The following is an 18,919-nucleotide window of genomic DNA, read 5'->3' on the forward strand; positions in this document are numbered from 1 at the left end:
TCGATTTTCTGGGGCTTTTTCTTACTGCCTTGCCATTCTCAAATTTTGCGGAACAGACTCAAAATTTGAACGGAACGGATTGATATCCAAACCGCCTCGGCGGGTATAACGTGCATAGACCGTTAATTTTTCCGGCTGTGCAAATTGCATAAGATCGGTAAAAATACGCTCTACGCATTGTTCGTGGAACTCATTATGTTCGCGGAATGACACTAAATAGCGTAATAATTTTTCTCGATTTAATTTTTTACCGATATAGTGAATTTGCACACTGCCCCAGTCCGGTTGCGAGGTAATCAAACAGTTTGATTTCAGCAAATGGCTGACTAAAGTTTCCTCAACCACTTCCCCCTCTGCCACGCTTGCTAAATGCTCGTTAGAAAATTCGTAACTGTCAATTTGAATATCTTGTTCATCAATACACTCACCGGCAAAATCAACAATCGGTTGCTGGGTGTAAGCGGATAATTTGTAAACTTTTACCGAAACTTGACCGCTTGCACATTGGCTGAGATCTTTAGCCAATGTTTGTTCCACTTGCTCAAGTGAGGCAAATTTGGTTTGATTAAAGCTGTTTAAATAGAGTTTAAAACTTTTTGATTCAATTAAATTCTCGTCGCGAAAATCAATTGCCACATCGGCAATCGCTACCTGTGGTAAACCGTTTTCGTTTAACCAAGACAGTTCATAACAGGTCCAAACATCCGCACCACGATCAAACGGTCGCTGTTCGGTAATCCCTAAACCGTCACGGTTTAATTTACGTGGCACAGGCTGTAAAAGCGTAGGATCATACTCACTTTTATATTCGGTTTTTTGCCCTAATTTCAGAGCAGATAATGATTTATCGTTGTAGTTCATCTTTTTAAACTTTTGATTCTATAAAATAATTAATACATTGAAGTGATTACTTAATATAACGGACTAAATCCACTAAGCTGTCTAATACCAGATCGGCTTTCGCTTCGCCTTCTGCGGTAACCGCTTTACCGGTACGTACTAACACTTTTGTTTTCACGCCGGCGACTTCAGCCGCTAACAGATCTTCTAATTTATCGCCGACCATATACGATTGTGTTGGATCAATATTTAAATCGGCAATCGCTTGAGTAAACATTCCGGCTTTCGGTTTACGGCAATCGCAATCTTCTTTATATTCGCCTTTGCCTTCCGGATGATGCGGACAATAATAGATACCGTCTAACACAACCCCATAATCTTCATCCAGCGACCAATCCATCCATTCCGTTAATTGATTAAATTGTGCTTCACTAAAATAGCCGCGTGCAATGCCGGATTGATTGGTGACCAATACCAATAGATAACCTTTATCTTGTAGTCGCTTTAACGCCTTGCCGACACCCTCAATAAATTGAAAATCGTCAATTTGATGTACATAACCGTGATCAATATTGATCGTGCCGTCACGATCTAAAAATATCGCTTTATTCGCCATCATTTCGTTCCTTTTACAAAATCGACCACCATTTGATGATGCTCACCGGTTTTGAATTTATCGAATACCTGTTCGATCACGCCCTGTTCATTCACTAAAAAACTGATGCGGTGAATGCCGTCATAGGTTCTGCCCATAAATTTTTTCTCGCCCCACACGCCGAATGCTTCGGCAACTTGGTGATCCGCATCGGACAATAGCGTGAAATTTAGTGCTTTTTTCTCGACAAATTGGGCTAATTTTTTCGGTAAATCCGGACTAATACCTAACACCACCACATTTAATTCCTCCAATTCCGACTTACTGTCACGTAAGCCGCAAGCTTGTGTAGTGCGGCCCGGGGTTAAGGCTTTCGGATAAAAATAAACCAACACTTTTTTGCCGGCAAATTGGCTTAATGAAATTGGCTGTTCGTGTTGATCTAACAAAGTAAATTGAGGCACTTTATCGCCTGCTTTAAGTGTATTCATTGCAAAAAATTCCTAAAAAAAGACCGCTTGTATTCTACTACAAGCGGTCAAATCTTTGAATTTTTTTGCAAACGCTATTCTAAAAAACCTTCCAATAATTCATTTAAAAATAGCTTACCGTGCTGGGTGATCTGCCAATATTTTTCGGTTTCCGTGATGTAATTTTTGCTTAATGCCCAATCCATCGTTGGGCGCACAATTTCTCGATCTAGCCCTGTATAAAACTCAAATTCTTGTTTTGGGGTCGCTTCTAATAGACGGAAACGATTCATAAAAAATTCAAACGGACGATCCTCTCGTTCCACAAGATCTTGGCTATAACGATATTCCCCTCGCATATACCCTTTGGGGTGCTTGGTTTTGCTGAAGCGGTAAATTTCGCCGGTCGGATAACTAATCTTACCGTGCGCACCACAACCAATTGCCAAATAGTCGCCAAAACGCCAATAATTGAGGTTATGACGGCATTGATAACCTTTTTTCGCATACGCCGAGGTTTCATACTGCTCATAGCCGGCGGCAGTGAGTAGCTGATGACCTTGCTCGAAAATATCCCAAAGTTCATCATCATCCGGTAAAGTCGGTTGGCGATAATAAAACATCGTGTTCGGTTCAATAGTTAATTGATACCAAGACAAATGCGGCGGTGCGAGCGCAATGCCCTGTCGTAAATCGTCCAGTGCTTGTGCCACCGATTGATTAGGTAAGCCGTGCATTAAGTCGATATTAAAACTTTGCAAACCGGATTTTGCAGAATTTTGCGCAAAAATGACCGCTTGTTTCGCCTCATTCGAGTCGTGAATACGTCCAAGTTTGAGCAACTTTTCCGGCTCGAAACTTTGGATCCCCATCGAAATACGTGTTACACCACCCTGTGCATAGCCAAGAAAACGCTCCGCTTCCGCCGTACCGGGATTCGCCTCTAGGGTAATTTCAATATTCTCTTCAAACGGAATACGCTTTTCGACTTCTGCCAACAGATAAGCAATCCCCTCTGCCGAAAACAGACTTGGCGTTCCACCACCAATAAAAATCGAATGAATTTTGCGATTGCCGATTGCCGCCTGATAAGCGGTTAAATCTTGCGATAAATCTGCAAGTAGATGTTGAATATATTCCGCTTCCAGAATCACACCTTTTTGTGCATGTGAATTGAAATCGCAGTACGGACATTTTTGTACGCACCACGGAATATGGATATAAAGACTTAATGGAGGGAGGGTTAAATTCACGTTCTGACTACTATAGTTAAATAAAAATGATGATAACGAAAACCGTTCAAACTTAAAAGCAAAGTTTTCTGTGAGTGAGATCACAAATCTAAGATTATCAACTTTACCCTTATGGATAACTTGTTATGATAACTTTAATTCATTTTTAGATTTAATTTTGATTCAAACACTTCATTTTAAACCTAATCAAATGCTTTTATAGTCGTTCAGATTAAAGCTGTACTGAATATATTTAATCTTTATTAAAATATTAAGGGGTATGTTATGACTTCTCAATTTACCTATAACGACTCACGCCGCCACTTTATGAAACTTCTTGCAGGTGTCGGTGCAGGCTTTGCATTCTCCGGGACTTTAGGCACTTTTTCAAATCAAGCATTGGCGGCAACTGCAAAAAGTATTGAAGCCGGTATCGCATATCCTATTTCAACCGGTTTTGACCCGCTTACTTCGAGCGGTGCATCTTCAATGGTCGCAAACTTACATATCTTCGAGGGGCTAGTCGATTTACACCCTGCAACTCGTCAGCCTTATCTCGCTTTAGCGACAAAAGAACCTGAACAAAAAGATGAGGTAACATACCATATTACCTTACGTGAAGGGGCAACCTTCCACGACGGTAAACCCGTTACTACCGAAGATGTCGTTTACTCATTTGAACGTGTGTTAGATCCAGCTAAAGCCTCATTATTTGCTCAATTTATTCCGTTTATCGCTTCAGTCAAAGCACTTGACGATAAAGTAGTGGAATTTAAATTAAAATATCCGTTCGCATTATTTAAAGAACGTTTAACTATCGTGAAAATCGTGCCGAAACATATTGTGGAAGCTGGTCAATCTGCATTTGATGCCAAACCTATCGGTTCCGGCCCTTATAAATTTGTGTCTGCAACCAAAGACGACCGTATTGTCTTTGAAGCGAATACCGCTTATAACGGTATCTATCCGGCTAAAGTAGATAAAATGACCTGGTTCTTATTATCAGATGATGCCGCTCGTGTAACCGCACAAGAATCCGGTCGTGTACAAGCGATTGAATCCGTCCCATATCTTGATGCTGAACGTTTAAAACGAAAAGGAAAAGTGGAATCGGTACAATCTTTCGGCTTACTATTCTTAATGTTTAACTGTGAAAAAGCACCGTTTGATAATCCGAAAGTACGCCAAGCGTTACATTATGGTTTAGATACGCAAAAATTAATCGATATTGTGTTCTTAGGCAATGCCAAAGCGGCAAGTTCTTATGTACAAGACACTCACCCTGATTATGTTAAAGTCGCCAGCCAATATGACTTTGATAAAGCAAAAGCCGAAAGTTTATTAGCGGAAGCCGGTATCAAAGAATTAAAATTTGAATTACTCGCAACCGATCACGCTTGGGTAAAAGAATGTGCACCGCTTATTCTTGAATCTTGGAATGCGTTAAAAGGCGTTAAAGTCACACTTCAACATTTACAATCCGGTGCATTATACGGTACGCACGTTGACAAAGGTGCATTCGAAGTCGTTATCGCACCGGGCGATCCGTCCGTATTTGGTAATGACTTAGACTTATTATTAAGCTGGTGGTACCGCGGTGATGTATGGCCGAAACGCCGTTTCCGTTGGGCAAATACACCAGAATATGCCGAAGTGCAAAAATTACTGGATGAAGCCGCAAAAAATCCGGCCGGAGCTAAAGAGGCGTGGACTAAAGCAATTAATATTATTGCCGAACAAGTGCCGCTTTATCCGATCGTGCATCGTAAATTACCAACGGCATGGAGCGATAAATCACTTACTGACTTCCAACCATTACCGACAACCGGATTATCATTCTTAGGCGTTGGTCGTAAATAATGATATACAATGCCCTTTGTGCTGACAGAGGGCATTCTTACAAAAATATTCCAAATTTAAACCGCTTTTTCTTACTCTTACCACAATCAAGAGGGAGTCCCAATGGAAATTATCCTTCGTCTTTTATTTCGCCGCTTGCTTGCTCTACCGATAATGATTTTGGGCGTAACCGCTTTAGTTTTTATCGTATTGCAATTTACACCGGGTGATCCTGCTACGGTTGCTTTAGGTGAAAGCGCCAGTGAAGTCGCTAAAGAAATTTATCGAGAACAACATGGCTTAAATGACCCGGTAGTCGTGCAATATTTCCGTTTTCTCGGGAATTTGTTAGTGCTGGATTTCGGTATGACTACACCACCGGAACAGCCGATTATTGATATGATTGCTAAAGCATTTCCGCTGACCTTACAACTGACTTTTATCGGAGTATTCTTAGCGGCAATCGTTTCTTTCTCCTTAGGTATTCTTGCCGCGCTTTATCGTGACCGTTGGGTTGATCAAGTGATTCGTTTAATTTCGGTGGTCGCGGTTGCAACGCCATCTTTCTGGCTTGGCATCTTACTCATTCAATATTTTTCCTTAAAACTGGATTGGTTACCGTCCGGTGGTTTTGTATCGTTCAGTGAGGATCCGAACGAATATTTCCGTTCGATGATTTTACCGTCACTTGCGCTTGCCGTGCCGGTTTGTGCTTCATTAATTCGTGTTGTGCGTACCACCATGGTGGAAGAAATGGATAAAGATTACGTGCGTACTGCGATTGGTAACGGCGTACCTTACTCGACCGTGATTCGCCATAATGTCTTACGAAATGCCTTAATTACACCAGTAACCGTACTGGGTTTACGAGTTGGTTATTTACTCGGCGGTGCGGTAGTGATTGAACAAATCTTCGATTTACCGGGGATGGGTAAACTTATCTTTAACGGTATCGTGAACCATGACTTACATCTAGTTCAAGGCGTGGTGCTTACTATCGCCTTTACCTTCGTATTAGTTAATATCATTGTTGATATTCTCTATTTACTCATTAATCCAAAAATTCGGAGTCTATAATGTTTCGTCAAGAATTAGTAGCTCGACTAGCTAACGGTGGCGCTAGATTTAGAGCATTATCAACCAGTTCAAAAATTGCATTGATTTTCATTTTATTTGTGGCTTGTATTGCCATTTTAGCCCCGATTATCGCCCCTTATGATCCATTACAAACCATTAGACCTGTGCAAGCACCAAGCGGTGACTATCTATTCGGGACTGACCGTTTAGGGCGTGATATTTTCTCCCGCATGGTTTGGGGGGCAAGAACTTCACTCTTTATCGGTTTAGGTGCGGTGGGTGTTGCGATCTTATTCGGTGGGATTTTAGGTGCAACCGGCGCAACCGCAGACAAATTCGGTAACGAAGTGATCATGCGGTTAATGGATATTTTGATGGCATTCCCAGGCATTGCACTTGCCGCAGTATTACTTGCGACCTTTGGTAACTCCGTTCCGGTGATTATCATTACCATAGCGGTCGTTTATACACCGCGACTTGCAAGGGTGGTACGTGCGAATGTCGTATCCCAATGGGAAGAGGATTACGTGCGTGCAGAACGAGTGTTAGGCGGTAGCCGCACTTATATTTTAGTTAAACACGTTGTACGTAATACTGCCGCACCAGTGTTAGTGTTTGCCACAGTAATGGTGGCGGATGCAATCGTATTTGAAGCGTCTCTTTCATTCTTAGGTGCCGGTGTACAACCGCCATTCCCATCTTGGGGAAATATCTTATCGGAAGGACGTAACCTTGTCTTAAGCGGTTTCTGGTGGGCGACAACTTTTGCCGGTATTATGATTTTACTTACCGTATTAGCATTAAATATCTTGGCGGAAGGTTTAACCGATGCGTTAGTGAATCCAAAACTTAAAACATCACCAAAAACCAAAGAAGATGTGGCAAAACCGCTTTCTACCGATGTACAAGAAGCGATGGCGGAAACGCTCGCCTTAAAACGCTATTTACTGAAATTGCATGAAAAAGAAACCGCACGTACTGATCGTATGCAATTAAATGCCAATGCGAAACCGATTTTACAAGTGAAAAATTTATCAATTCGCTTCCCGAATCGTTACGGTGAAATTCCGCTAGTTGATAACATCAGCTTTACTGTACATGAAGGTGAAACCATGGGATTAGTTGGGGAATCCGGTTGTGGTAAATCAATTACCGCATTCTCTATTATGGGTTTATTACCGAAAACTGCCCAGATCACTGGTGAAATCTTATTTACTGATCGTAGCGGTAAACAGCATGATTTACTTAAATCGGAACAGCTCAATGCGTTGAGAGGACATGAAATTTCAATGATTTACCAAGATGCGTTAAGCGCACTTAACCCGTCTATGCGAATCAAAGACCAAATGGCACAGCTGATTAGCCGAGGTGGAAAACAAAGCGCAGAAACCTTATTACAATGGGTAAAACTCGATCCGGAAAAAACACTTAACCGTTATCCGCACGAACTTTCAGGCGGACAGCGTCAGCGTGTATTGATTGCCATGGCACTCGCTCGTGAGCCTAAATTATTGATTGCCGATGAACCGACCACTGCACTCGATGTTGTAGTGCAAGCGGAAGTGATCAAACTCTTAAATGAATTACGTGAAAAACTCGGTTTTGCGATGGTATTCGTCAGCCACGATCTTGCACTTGTGGCACAAATGGCACACCACATCACGGTAATGTATGCCGGTCAAGTGGTTGAAGCCGCACCGACTACACCGCTTTTAGCCAATCCGACTCACGAATATACGCGTGGATTACTTGGCTCGGTTCTTTCAACCGAATTACGTGCCGAACGCTTATATCAAATTCCGGGTAGCGTACCGTCACCATTCGACTTTGCGAAAGGTGACCGCTTCGCCAGCCGTTCATTACGTCCGGAAGCGGATCCGGAGCAACATTTGCAACTGGTTGCCACCGAGGATCATCCGCAACATTTTTGGGCATCACATTTAGCAACACAAGAAAAACGCGTGGAGGGATAAATCATGAGTATGAAAGTGTTAAAAGAACAACCGATTCTTGAGTTATCCGATATTGTGATGCAATTTGCTTCTCGAGACGGGACTTTGTTTAATCCGAAAAAATTCACAGCGGTAGATAATGTCAGTTTATCAATCTATGCAGGGGAAACGGTCGGGTTAGTCGGTCAATCCGGTCGCGGTAAATCGACCTTAGCCAGTATTATGATCGGTTTGCAAAAACCGACTTCCGGCACGGTCAAATTTAACGGCTTACAAATGAAATACGGCGGCACCGAGGCCCGTAAACAGTTCGGTCGTCAAGTTTCGGTCATTTTCCAAGATCCGGCAACTGCTCTCAATCCTCGTATGCGTGTATTGGATATTTTAAAAGATCCGATGGATATCCATAACGTATTGCAACCGCACGAACGAGAAAAACGAGTGTACGAATTACTTTCTCGAGTCGGTTTACCTCGTTCCGCCGCTTTAGTCGAGCCGACCCGTTTATCCGGCGGTCAAAAACAACGGGTTGCTATTGCCAGAGCCTTAGCACTCAATCCGAAACTGATTGTTGCCGATGAACCGACTTCCGCACTTGACGTATCGGTACGGGCACAAGTGTTAAATTTACTTGCTGATCTTAAAAAAGAGCTGAATCTTGCGATGGTGTTTATCTCACACGATTTACAAACCGTGCATCAAGTTTCGGATCGCATTGTGGTGATGAACGGCGGAAAAGTGGTGGAAACCGGTAGTTCAAGCGAAGTATTCAATTCACCGAAAGAAGAATACACTCGTACGCTGATTAATGTCGCACCGTCATTATTGTAATTTATGCTACATTCAGGGCAGGTTTATCCTGCCCTTTTATCTATATCCATTATGCATTCAATTCAAATTACTCAAACGATTTATACGGATTTACTGATTGTCGGTTCAGGTATCGCCGGACTTGCGCGGCAGTTGAAGCGGAACGACTTGGGCTGAAAACGACGTTAATCAGCAAAACGCCTATTGGTTCGGGAGCGAGCTTCTTTCCGTTAAAAGCCACACTGGGCATTCAAGTGACCGGTGAAAATGACTCGGAAAAATTCCGACTGGATATTGAACGTGTCGGCAAAGGCAGAATCAATCCCAAAGTGGTAAAAGCCTATATTGAAGATTCGCCCCAAGCGATTGGATTACTCGAAAAAATCGGCTTTAAGCCTTGGCTACGCAACGACAATCGCCCAGCCTGTTTCGCCGAGTATCCCCGCCCTATTTATCTGATCAATAATTGGCGAGAAGCCGCTCAACGGGCGAAACAAATTCTTGATAGCCAATCCACTAATGTTTATGAACAAGCGACACTACTGCATATCGTTACCGAACAAAATCAAGTGCAAGGAGCGGTGTTTAGCCTAAATACAAGCGGTCAAATTTGCTATATTTTTTGCAAAACCAGCCAAATCATTTTAGCAAGCGGTGGCATTGCCGGCTTGTATAAAGACAATCTTTATCCGGCGGATATTATCGGCTCAACTCATTCCATCGCTCAACAAGCCGGTGCAAAATTGACTAATCTCGCCTTTATTCAATTTATCCCTTCTTTTGTCGAACCGAAATACAAAGTGTTATTTGGCGAACATACGCTGAAATACGTCACCAAAATCACCGATGAAAATGGGCAAGATCTGTTTTCACATCTCACTCAAACACAATTTCAACAAATGATGTTAGCCCGCGACCATTATGCGCCATTTAGTGTGGATTTCCCTTGTGTCGAATTTGATTTGGTGATGATGAAGCATTTATTGGCTAACCCACAGCAAAAAGGCATTTACCTACACTACACCCCTGAGCTTTATCAAGATAAGCAAGAGTTTTATACGGTTTATCTTAATTGGTTACGCCAAGAAGTAGGGATAGATTTGGTTAAAGATAAAATTGCTATCGCACCTTTTGCACACAGTTGTAACGGTGGAATTGAGATTAATGAACATGGCGAATCTTGTGTCGCCGGATTGTTTGCGATTGGTGAAATCGCCCATTGTATTGAGGGAGCAAACCGCTTAGGCGGTAATTCGGTTGGAGGCGGCTTGGTATTCGCCAAACGATCGGTAGCACAAGCGGTCAAAAATTTGCAAAAATTTGCTGAAATTCAACCGCTTGTAAATACTGAAACTTATCGTTTACAGGCTGAAAAAGTGCTTAATCAGTTAAACAATCCAATGGGAGATAATACGCGCTTGCGAGTACGGTACTCAAACAAATTCGTGAACAAATGGCTCGTTTTGCTAATGTGTATCGCACCAAAGCCAACTTAACCTTATTGCTGAATGAGTTGCAACAGCTCGAACAGCGTTTTAATCCGATTGTGCATCATCAGCAACAAGGCATCGAAATCTTTTATGCACTGAAAACCGCACAACTTGTTGTTTCGCAGATGCTAAACGAACCGCACAGTTTAGGTGCGCATTACTTAGCCGATGAGCAGTAAAACAAAATACAAAAATAAAGGGCAAGATTTTATCTTGCCCTTTTGATCATCCGTTTAGTGATTATTTACCCCAAACTTCTTCGCTGATCTCACGAATAAAGTTCAGTTTTGCCCATTGCTGTTCTTCCGTCAGAATATTACCTTCTTCGGTTGACGCAAAGCCGCATTGCGGACTTAAACAAAGCTGATTAATGTCCACATATTGTGCCGCTTCTTGAATACGAGCAATTACTTCATCACGATTTTCTAATTGACCGTCTTTTGAGGTAATTAAACCTAATACTACTTGCTGATCTTTGATAAAACGTAACGGTTTGAAATCACCCGAACGATCAGAATCGTACTCTAAGAAGAAACCGTCAATGCGACACGTACCGAATAAAGTTTCTGCCACTGGTTCATAACCGCCTGCTGAGAACCAGGTTGAACGGAAGTTACCACGGCAAATATGCATCGTAATAGCAATATCATCCGCCGGTTTTGCATCAACGATTTTATTAACCATATAGACGTAATCTTTGGCAATTTGGTCTAAATCTAAACCACGTGCTTTATAGGTCGCACGTTTGTCCTCGGCACAAAATTCACCCCAGCTGGTATCATCTAATTGTAAATTGCGGCAACCTAATTTATAGAACACGTTCACCGCTTTGATATACGCATCGGCAATATCATCTAACAATAGCTGGTTGTTATTTTCATAACGTGCAATCGGCTGGTAATCTTCCGCACGTACATTGGTAATTAAATGTAACATTGATGGCGAAGGAATCGTGAATTTCACTTCAGTTTCACCGGCAATTTTTTGTAGTGAACGAAAATGTTCTACAAACGGATGTGATTCCGAAAAATCCACTTTATCGACAATCTTAATGGTTTTCGGACGTACGCTGTGGTGTTTAAATTGTACCGAGAACTTCTCTGCATCCACTTCCTGAATACCGTCTAATGCGGCTAAGAAATCCATATGCCAGAACGTACGGCGAAATTCGCCGTCAGTTACCGCGTGTAAACCTACTGCTTTTTGATGTTCAACTAATTTTGCAATTTCCGCATCTTCTACTTGGGTTAAATCTGCACAAGAAATATCGCCACAAGAACATTGCTGACGAGCTTGTTTAATCGGATCAGTACGTAAGAAACTCCCTACGATATCAAAACGATAAGGCGCGGAAGTACGTTGTGTTGCATTGGGGAAAAGTTTAGACATAGTCATCATTCCTAATATATAAATATAACCTTTTCTTTATTCTAACAAACTTCTCTCTATTTCGTGCCTGAAAGTTTTTATCAACCTATATGAATTATATTCATATTCCTACCCAAACACACATATGAATAAAAATAATAAAAAATATGAAAATAATGAAATTGATTTAACTTGAACGGCATTTTAAAGTGTTCTTATTACATATCAGAATAATACGGAGACACTTCTATGAGCTATGCCAAAGAAATCGATCACTTAAACCATACCCTTGCTGATTTAAACGGTAATATTAATGCCTCTTTTGAATTTTTCCCGGCCAAAAATGAAAAAATGGAGACGCTACTTTGGAACTCTATTCATCGACTCGCTCCGCTTAAACCGAAATTTATTTCTGTGACTTATGGTGCAAATTCAGGCGAACGCGAGCGTACTCATTCGATTGTAAAACGTATTCAACAAGATACTGATCTAGTTGTTGCACCGCATTTAACCGGTATTGATGCCAATCTCGAACAACTTCGTTCAATTGCACAAGATTATTGGAATAGTGGTATTCGCCATATTGTCGCATTGCGTGGTGATGAGCCTGCCGGTTATGCTAAAAAATCCTTTTTTGCCAAAGATTTAGTAAAACTCTTAAAAGAAGTCGCAGATTTTGATATTTCGGTTGCGGCTTATCCCGAAGTACATCCGGATGCAAAATCGGCACAATCCGACCTAATTTACTTAAAGCAAAAAGTGGAAGCCGGTGCTAATCGAGCAATTACCCAATTCTTTTTTGATATCGACAGTTATCTGCGATTCCGCGATCGCTGTGTAATGATGGGAATTGATGTAGAAATCGTACCGGGCATTTTACCGGTAACGAATTTTAAACAATTACAAAAAATGGCAAAAATCACCAATGTTAAAGTACCGCATTGGATGAATAAAATGTATGAAGGATTAGATGACGATCAAACGACTCGCAATTTAGTTGCCGCCAGTATTGCTATGGATATGGTTAAAATTCTTTCAAAAGAAGGGGTCAAAGATTTTCATTTCTATACGCTGAATCGCTCCGAATTAACTTATGCCATTTGCCACGCATTAGGCGTACGACCGACCTAAATAGAACAAAACGCACTAAATCACCAAATTTAGTGAGTTTCCTAATCAACACAAGCGGTTAAATTTCTATCTGAATTTGCAAAATTACCGCTAGTTTTTATGTTTCTGTTTTTTATTTTGCGTATGGTTAATATAAATTCCAGTACAAAGCAATATTAATGCAAGAATCGTTAAGAAAATGCTAATTGACAACATAAGACCTCCATAAACATATAGTTTATCGAGGTCTTAACAAAAAAGTTGAGAAAAAACAGATTTTTGCGTTCTTGCTCGTAAAATTATTCTGTTAGGCTCACATTATAGAAAGAAGTGTAACCAAACGGGCTTTGCACAAAACCTTGCACACGCTTACTGACCGGCACATAGTTAATTGCATGCGCAATCGGAATTATCGGTGTATTTTTTTGGAAAATTTCGACCGCTTGTTGATACAACTGCTGACGTTCAGCGGTATTTTGTGTTTGTACCGCTTTTTGTAATAAGCCTTCAAATTCGGTATCCGTCCAACGTGAATAATTGGTACCCGGAATATTTTCTTTGCTTAATAGAGGAAACAGGAAATTATCCGGATCACCGTTACGGCTCGTCCAACCGTAAGTGCCGGCTGAAAATTCGCCTTCACGAGTTCGTTTATTAAAATCCGCCCATTCGTGGCTCACTAATTTCGCTTTTACCCCGATTTTCGCCCAATCTGCTTGAATAATTTCTGCCGTGCGTCTTGGATTCGGATTTGATGGGCGCACCACCGGTTGCACCCAAATCTCCGTTTCAAAACCGTTCGGATAGCCTGCTTCCGCTAATAATTTTTTGGCTTTTGCCAAATCAAATTCATACTGAATCAAGTTTTCATTATAGCCAAGCACCGAACTTGGGAACGGATTAGTCGCTACCGTACCGCCACCTTGGAACACCGCATCAACAATCGCTTTTTTATCGGTAGCGTGTTGTAGTGCTTGGCGCACCTTCACATTATCTAATGCCGCTTTTTTCGTATTAAGTCCGATATATGCCAGATTTAAACCTTCACGCTCAAATAACGTCACTTTTGGATCTTGTTTCATTTGTGGAATATCGGCGATATTCGGGAAATCAATTACATCACATTCACCGGCTTTTAATTTAGCATAGCGTGTACCGGCATCGGGGGTAATTGCAAAAATTAATCGCTCAAATTTTGCTTTACCTTGCCAATAATTCGGGTTCGCTTTATAACGTACCGCTTGATCGGTTTGATAAACCTGAAATTCAAACGGTCCTGTACCAATCGGCTGTTGATCCAATAATTCCGGCTTGCCCTCTGCTAATAATTTGTCCGCATATTCTTTTGAATAAATCGATAAGAAATCCATTGCAACTGTTGTAAGGAATGGACTATTCGGCTGATTTAGCGTCATTTTCACCGTATATTCATCCACTTTCTCAACTGACTTTAAAATTTTCGGCAAATTCATCCATTGATAATAGAAATAAGTCTTGCCAGAAACATTGTAGTACGGATGATTTTTATCCGCCTGACGTTGAAAGGAAAATACCACGTCATCGGCATTTAAATTGCGACTTGGGGTGAATAACTTGTTAGTGTGAAACGGTACGTCTTTACGTAAATGGAAAGTGTAAGTTAAACCGTCTTCACTTACTTCCCACTTTTCCGCCAAACTTGGCTCGACCTCAATTTTGCCGGCTTTAAATGCTAATAAACGATCATAAATCTGCTGAGAACTAGCGTTAAAGTCATTCGCATCATTGGTAATTGCCGGACTTAACTTTTGTGGGGCGGTTGCAATGCAATTTACTAAAGTATGAGCAGGAGCGACAACTAAAAATGGTGAAATACCAAACAAAGGTAGTGCTAAAAAAGTCTTAGAAAAACGCATAGAAAATCCTTAGTTAAATTTTTTTGCGAACATAAAAGATTTTTAGCCTAATTTGAAATAACAAAATCTACATTCTTATAACTAATAGATGATATATATTACAATTTTGTAAATTAATGTCCACCAACCATAAAAATCCCATAACCCACAAAAGATTAAAATCTTATAAATTAAATATAAATAGTTTTTATCACTAAATATACAAAAAATAATCAAATTATATTCTAAGTAGAAATAAAATTTTAGCTAGATCACAAAATTGACATTTTCAGCTTGTTTCTGATGAGAAGAAGATTATGATCCGCGAAAAATTTTTATAAATCTAACTTTTAAATAGGAGAATCTTATGGCTACGCCATCTAATCGTTTTTCCCTTACTTGGGTACTCAATCTCTTTGGTACTGCTGTGGGTGCGGGAGTTTTATTTTTACCGATCAATGCCGGTATGAGTGGTTTTTATCCATTAATTATTATGACCTTATTAGTTGGACCGATGACTTATCTCGCACACCGAGGACTGGCTCGTTTCGTACTTTCTTCAAGTAAACCGGGTAGTGATATTACCAATGTAGTACGTGAACATTTCGGTGAAAATGCCGGTAAATTTATTACCTTGCTCTATTTCTTTGCCATCTTCCCGATTCTCTTAATTTATGGCGTAGGTATCACCAATACGGTCGGTTCATTTATTGAAAACCAATTACATATGGCAGTACCGCCTCGTGCTCTACTCTCTGGTGTATTAATTGCGGTAATGATTAGTGTGATGTTACTTAGCGAACAAGCGATGTTAAAAATCACCACTTACTTAGTTTACCCATTAGTATTAATTCTATTCGGTTTATCTATTTACCTGATTCCGGAATGGAACGGTGCGGCATTACAACAAATGCCAAGTACAGGAGATTTCTTAACCACTTTATGGCTAACGATTCCGGTCTTAGTATTTGCATTTAACCATTCACCGGCAATTTCATCTTTTGCACTTTCACAACAAAAACATTATCAAGATCCGCAAAAAACTGAAGTTGAATCAAGCAAAGTATTACGTTCAACCGCAATAATCTTAGTGTTATTCGTTATGTTCTTCGTTTTCAGTTGTGTATTAACGCTAACACCTGAAGAATTAGCACAAGCGAAAGCACAAAATATTTCAATTTTGTCTTACTTAGCCAATAAATTCGATAACCCGATTATTTCTTACTTTGGACCTTTCGTAGCATTCTTAGCTATCGGCGCTCATTCTTCGGTCACTACTTAGGTGCACGTGAAGGTTTAGAAGGTTTAGTGAATCAGTTACGTGATAAACCGATTGAATCAGCAAAATTCAAAAAAATTACTGCGGTTATCTTCTTTATCACGTTATGGATTGTCGCAACAATCAACCCAAGTATTCTTGGTTTCATTGAAAGCTTAGGCGGTCCGATTATTGCGATGATTCTGTTTATTATGCCTGTATATGCAATTTATACCGTGCCGGCATTAGCTAAATATAAAGGCAATATTGTCAGCAATCTTTTTGTGGTTGTAATGGGTACCATCGCTATTTCAGCAATAGTGTACGGATTACTGTAATCGCTGTATAATCCGCCATTCGAATTTTCAGGCAACAAACGCTATCTTCTTCTGTTTGTTGCCTATCCCTCTTTTTATTGTGTGTGAATTTTATGATTAGCGTATTTGATATTTTTAAAGTGGGTATCGGCCCTTCAAGTTCCCATACTGTAGGTCCGATGAAAGCGGCTAAACAATTTATTAATGAATTGCTGGCTCGCAAACTTTTGGCAAAAACCGACCGCTTGCAGGCTGATATTTATGGTTCTCTAGCCCTAACCGGTCGAGGTCATAGCACCGATATTGCGGTAGTAATGGGCTTAATGGGCTATTTACCCGATAATGTGGATATTGAACGCATTGATAGTGTTATCGAACAAGTGAAGCAAGAAAGCAAATTAGTTGTTGCTGAAGCTGTACCTGCAATGGCAAAAACTATCACTTTCGATTTCTATAAAGATATGCCTTTTCATTACGATTTCTTACCTCGTCATGAAAACGGAATGATTTTAAAAGCCTTTGAAGGTGAAACGCTATTATTCGAAAAAACGTTCTATTCTATTGGTGGCGGTTTTATTGTTGATGATGAAAATTTTGACAGCCAAGCAGACGATACAGTATCTGTACCGTTTCCTTATAAAAACGCAGAAGATTTACTCAAACACTGTAAAGAACAAGGTTTGCCACTTTCAAGTTTAGTATGGAAAAACGAAGCCGCTCTGCGTCCAAAACAAGAAATTTCAGATTATCTGGCAAAAATTTGGAAAACGATGGAAGACTGTATCCAACACGGTTTACATACGGAAGGTTTATTACCCGGTCCATTAAAAGTGGTACGCCGTGCTCCGTCTTTACGCAGAACATTAGAAGCGACCAGCAAATTTAATACTGACCCAATGCAAATTATTGACTGGGTAAATATGTTTGCATTGGCGGTAAATGAAGAAAATGCGGCAGGTGGACGTGTTGTTACAGCTCCTACTAATGGTGCTTGCGGTATTGTACCGGCGGTTTTAGCTTACTATCAGCAATTTATTGCCCCTCTCAATCAAGAAACAATTGAGCGTTATTTATTAGCGTGTAGCGTTGTCGGTACACTATATAAAATGAATGCGTCTATTTCCGGTGCGGAAGTAGGCTGTCAAGGTGAAGTTGGTGTGGCTTGTTCGATGGCGTGACCGGTTTAACCGAAATTATGGGCGGAAGTCCGGATCAAGTTTGTATCGCCGCTGAAATTGCAATGGAACATAACCTCGGTTTAACCTGCGACCCTGTAGGCGGACAAGTACAAGTACCTTGTATCGAACGTAATGCGATTGCTTCGGTTAAGGCGATCAATGCAAGTCGTATGGCTTTACGTCTTACCTCACAACCTCGCGTGACTTTAGATAAAGTGATCGAAACGATGTACGAAACCGGTAAAGATATGAATGCTAAATACCGTGAAACTTCAACCGGTGGTTTAGCCATTAAAATTTTACCTTGTGATTAAGCATTGTATTTGACAACAAGTGATTAACCACTTATGATTTGAAGAATTGAGCGGATGAACCGCTCAGTTGAGTTATTTCTTATTAGTAAGCTGGGGAGCTCAAGACTAACAAGAAAATAACTAGGATAATGTATTTAAACATTTGGTTATCCTCTTCAAAGTTGGTGGGATTAAAGGTCACCACCAGCTCGTTTTAGCTTTATTGCTAAAACTTGTAAATTATAGTAAAGACAGTATGTTTTTACAACCAACAAAAAAACCTCGAATATCACTATTCGAGGTTTTGTTTTTCTTGCCGTCTCGCCAATCAATTTAAAAATCGATCATTTCTCACACCGATTAATATACTTACCGGCCCTAGCACAATCATCAGATTTGTTAAGTGGATATTTACAATTTGCTTTACAAGGATAAGTTTGCACTCTATCAATATGGCTAAAAGTAAAATTTGAAGCCAATATCCCCAGCAATAAAACCCACCGTTTCATCTAACGATACACTCCCCCATGCCCAGAACAAGTACCAGTTCCGCTTGATGATGAATAACTCCCATCACGACAAGTTGACTTGATATTCGGATCATATGGATTACGAGTGGTATATGCCATCGTTGAGATTGAAGATACTAATAAAATAGTTGCAATTACTGTTTTAAACATTGTCATTCCCTCATAAATTAAAACGAAGTTAAATCAGTCAATGATTTAACCATTTTAGTTTAAAACAAACCAATTCAGTTTACAATATATTTTGTAGTTCAAGCATAATTTATGAACTATGAAAATTAAAACAGATAAAGAAAGATTTAGTGAACGCTTAAAATTTGCCTTAAGCGTAGCCTATCCTAAAGGCTTAAAAACAAGTCAGATTGCTATAAAATTTAACTTACAATATGCTGAACAACCGATCACTCAACAAGCTGTCCATAAATGGCTAAACGGATTAGCTATTCCTTCTCAGGATAAAATAGAAACTTTAGCAAATTGGTTAAATGTGAAACCGGAGTGGTTAAGATATGGTGTTGCGGATGAGCAGGAATTTCAATCAACTGATGAAATTTTATCCCGTCTTATTCAAGGGCTATCAGAACAGCAAAAAACAGTTTTGATTAATTTAATTACATCATTCAAATAGATAATATTAAATGGGCAGACACAATGGTCTGCCCTTATCTTTTATAGTATCAATGCTTCAA

13 protein-coding genes and 3 pseudogenes are annotated in these 18,919 nt (G+C 40.2%); 9 read left to right on the plus strand and 7 right to left on the minus strand.

Annotated elements, in window-relative coordinates; all coding sequences use genetic code 11:
- Positions 1–21: 21 nt before the first annotated feature.
- The 4 genes from queF to hemW all read right to left on the minus strand — a co-directional run bounded on the left by queF (position 22) and on the right by hemW (position 3,158).
- Entirely contained in the window at positions 22–861 is an 840-nt protein-coding gene (gene queF, locus NYR89_RS04595) for an NADPH-dependent 7-cyano-7-deazaguanine reductase QueF (RefSeq protein ID WP_279446533.1), read from the minus strand.
- A 46-nt stretch (positions 862–907) separates the two neighbouring features.
- On the minus strand, positions 908–1,456 hold the full coding sequence (gene gmhB / locus NYR89_RS04600; RefSeq protein WP_279446643.1) for a D-glycero-beta-D-manno-heptose 1,7-bisphosphate 7-phosphatase: 549 nt from the start codon (positions 1,454–1,456) through the stop codon (positions 908–910).
- Positions 1,456–1,926, minus strand: a complete 471-nt coding sequence (gene bcp, locus NYR89_RS04605; protein WP_279446534.1) for a thioredoxin-dependent thiol peroxidase — start codon at positions 1,924–1,926, stop codon at positions 1,456–1,458. The genes gmhB and bcp overlap by 1 nt, the downstream gene beginning before the upstream one ends.
- A 74-nt stretch (positions 1,927–2,000) precedes the next feature.
- On the minus strand, positions 2,001–3,158 hold the full coding sequence (hemW, locus tag NYR89_RS04610) for a radical SAM family heme chaperone HemW (RefSeq protein WP_279446535.1): 1,158 nt from the start codon (positions 3,156–3,158) through the stop codon (positions 2,001–2,003).
- Between the two features lie 264 nt (positions 3,159–3,422).
- Here hemW and NYR89_RS04615 point away from each other — a divergent pair, with 264 nt between their 5' ends.
- The 5 genes and pseudogenes from NYR89_RS04615 (at position 3,423) to NYR89_RS04635 (ending at position 10,484) form a co-directional block, all read left to right on the plus strand.
- Entirely contained in the window at positions 3,423–4,997 is a 1,575-nt protein-coding gene (locus NYR89_RS04615; protein WP_279446536.1) for an ABC transporter substrate-binding protein, read from the plus strand.
- Positions 4,998–5,099: 102 nt separating this feature from the next.
- Positions 5,100–6,053, plus strand: a complete 954-nt coding sequence (locus NYR89_RS04620; protein WP_279446537.1) for an ABC transporter permease — start codon at positions 5,100–5,102, stop codon at positions 6,051–6,053.
- Positions 6,053–8,026, plus strand: coding sequence for a dipeptide/oligopeptide/nickel ABC transporter permease/ATP-binding protein (locus NYR89_RS04625; protein WP_279446538.1), 1,974 nt, complete (start codon positions 6,053–6,055; stop codon positions 8,024–8,026). Before NYR89_RS04620 ends, NYR89_RS04625 begins: the two co-directional genes overlap by 1 nt.
- Before the next feature lie 3 nt (positions 8,027–8,029).
- Entirely contained in the window at positions 8,030–8,836 is an 807-nt protein-coding gene (locus NYR89_RS04630) for an ABC transporter ATP-binding protein (RefSeq protein ID WP_279446539.1), read from the plus strand.
- 51 nt (positions 8,837–8,887) lie between these two features.
- A pseudogene (locus NYR89_RS04635) lies at positions 8,888–10,484 on the plus strand (FAD-binding protein).
- Between the two features lie 61 nt (positions 10,485–10,545).
- On the opposite strand, the gene NYR89_RS04640 reads toward NYR89_RS04635, so the two are convergent.
- The gene (locus tag NYR89_RS04640; protein WP_279446540.1) at positions 10,546–11,703 is read right to left on the minus strand and encodes a 5-methyltetrahydropteroyltriglutamate--homocysteine S-methyltransferase; all 1,158 of its coding nucleotides are present in this window, start codon (positions 11,701–11,703) and stop codon (positions 10,546–10,548) included.
- Positions 11,704–11,922: 219 nt separating this feature from the next.
- Here NYR89_RS04640 and metF point away from each other — a divergent pair, with 219 nt between their 5' ends.
- On the plus strand, positions 11,923–12,804 hold the full coding sequence (gene metF / locus NYR89_RS04645; protein WP_279446541.1) for a methylenetetrahydrofolate reductase: 882 nt from the start codon (positions 11,923–11,925) through the stop codon (positions 12,802–12,804).
- Between the two features lie 278 nt (positions 12,805–13,082).
- Here the strand turns inward: metF and NYR89_RS04650 are convergent, their stop codons facing one another.
- Positions 13,083–14,678, minus strand: a complete 1,596-nt coding sequence (locus tag NYR89_RS04650; RefSeq protein ID WP_279446542.1) for an ABC transporter substrate-binding protein — start codon at positions 14,676–14,678, stop codon at positions 13,083–13,085.
- Between the two features lie 346 nt (positions 14,679–15,024).
- Here NYR89_RS04650 and NYR89_RS04655 point away from each other — a divergent pair.
- Together NYR89_RS04655 and NYR89_RS04660 are read left to right on the plus strand one after the other, a co-directional pair.
- Positions 15,025–16,253, plus strand: a pseudogene (locus NYR89_RS04655) (serine/threonine transporter).
- 92 nt (positions 16,254–16,345) lie between these two features.
- Positions 16,346–17,724: pseudogene (locus NYR89_RS04660) on the plus strand (L-serine ammonia-lyase).
- 488 nt (positions 17,725–18,212) lie between these two features.
- Here NYR89_RS04660 and NYR89_RS04665 read toward each other — a convergent pair.
- Positions 18,213–18,383: a hypothetical protein gene (locus NYR89_RS04665; protein ID WP_279446543.1), complete on the minus strand. Its 171-nt coding sequence runs from the start codon at positions 18,381–18,383 to the stop codon at positions 18,213–18,215.
- A gap of 118 nt (positions 18,384–18,501) precedes the next feature.
- On the opposite strand from NYR89_RS04665, the gene NYR89_RS04670 reads away from it, so the two are divergent.
- Positions 18,502–18,858, plus strand: a complete 357-nt coding sequence (locus NYR89_RS04670) for a helix-turn-helix domain-containing protein (protein WP_279446544.1) — start codon at positions 18,502–18,504, stop codon at positions 18,856–18,858.
- Positions 18,859–18,919 lie beyond the last annotated feature (61 nt).

The organism is Actinobacillus arthritidis (genome assembly GCF_029774155.1).
GTDB classification, from domain to species: Bacteria; Pseudomonadota; Gammaproteobacteria; order Enterobacterales; family Pasteurellaceae; genus Actinobacillus; species Actinobacillus arthritidis.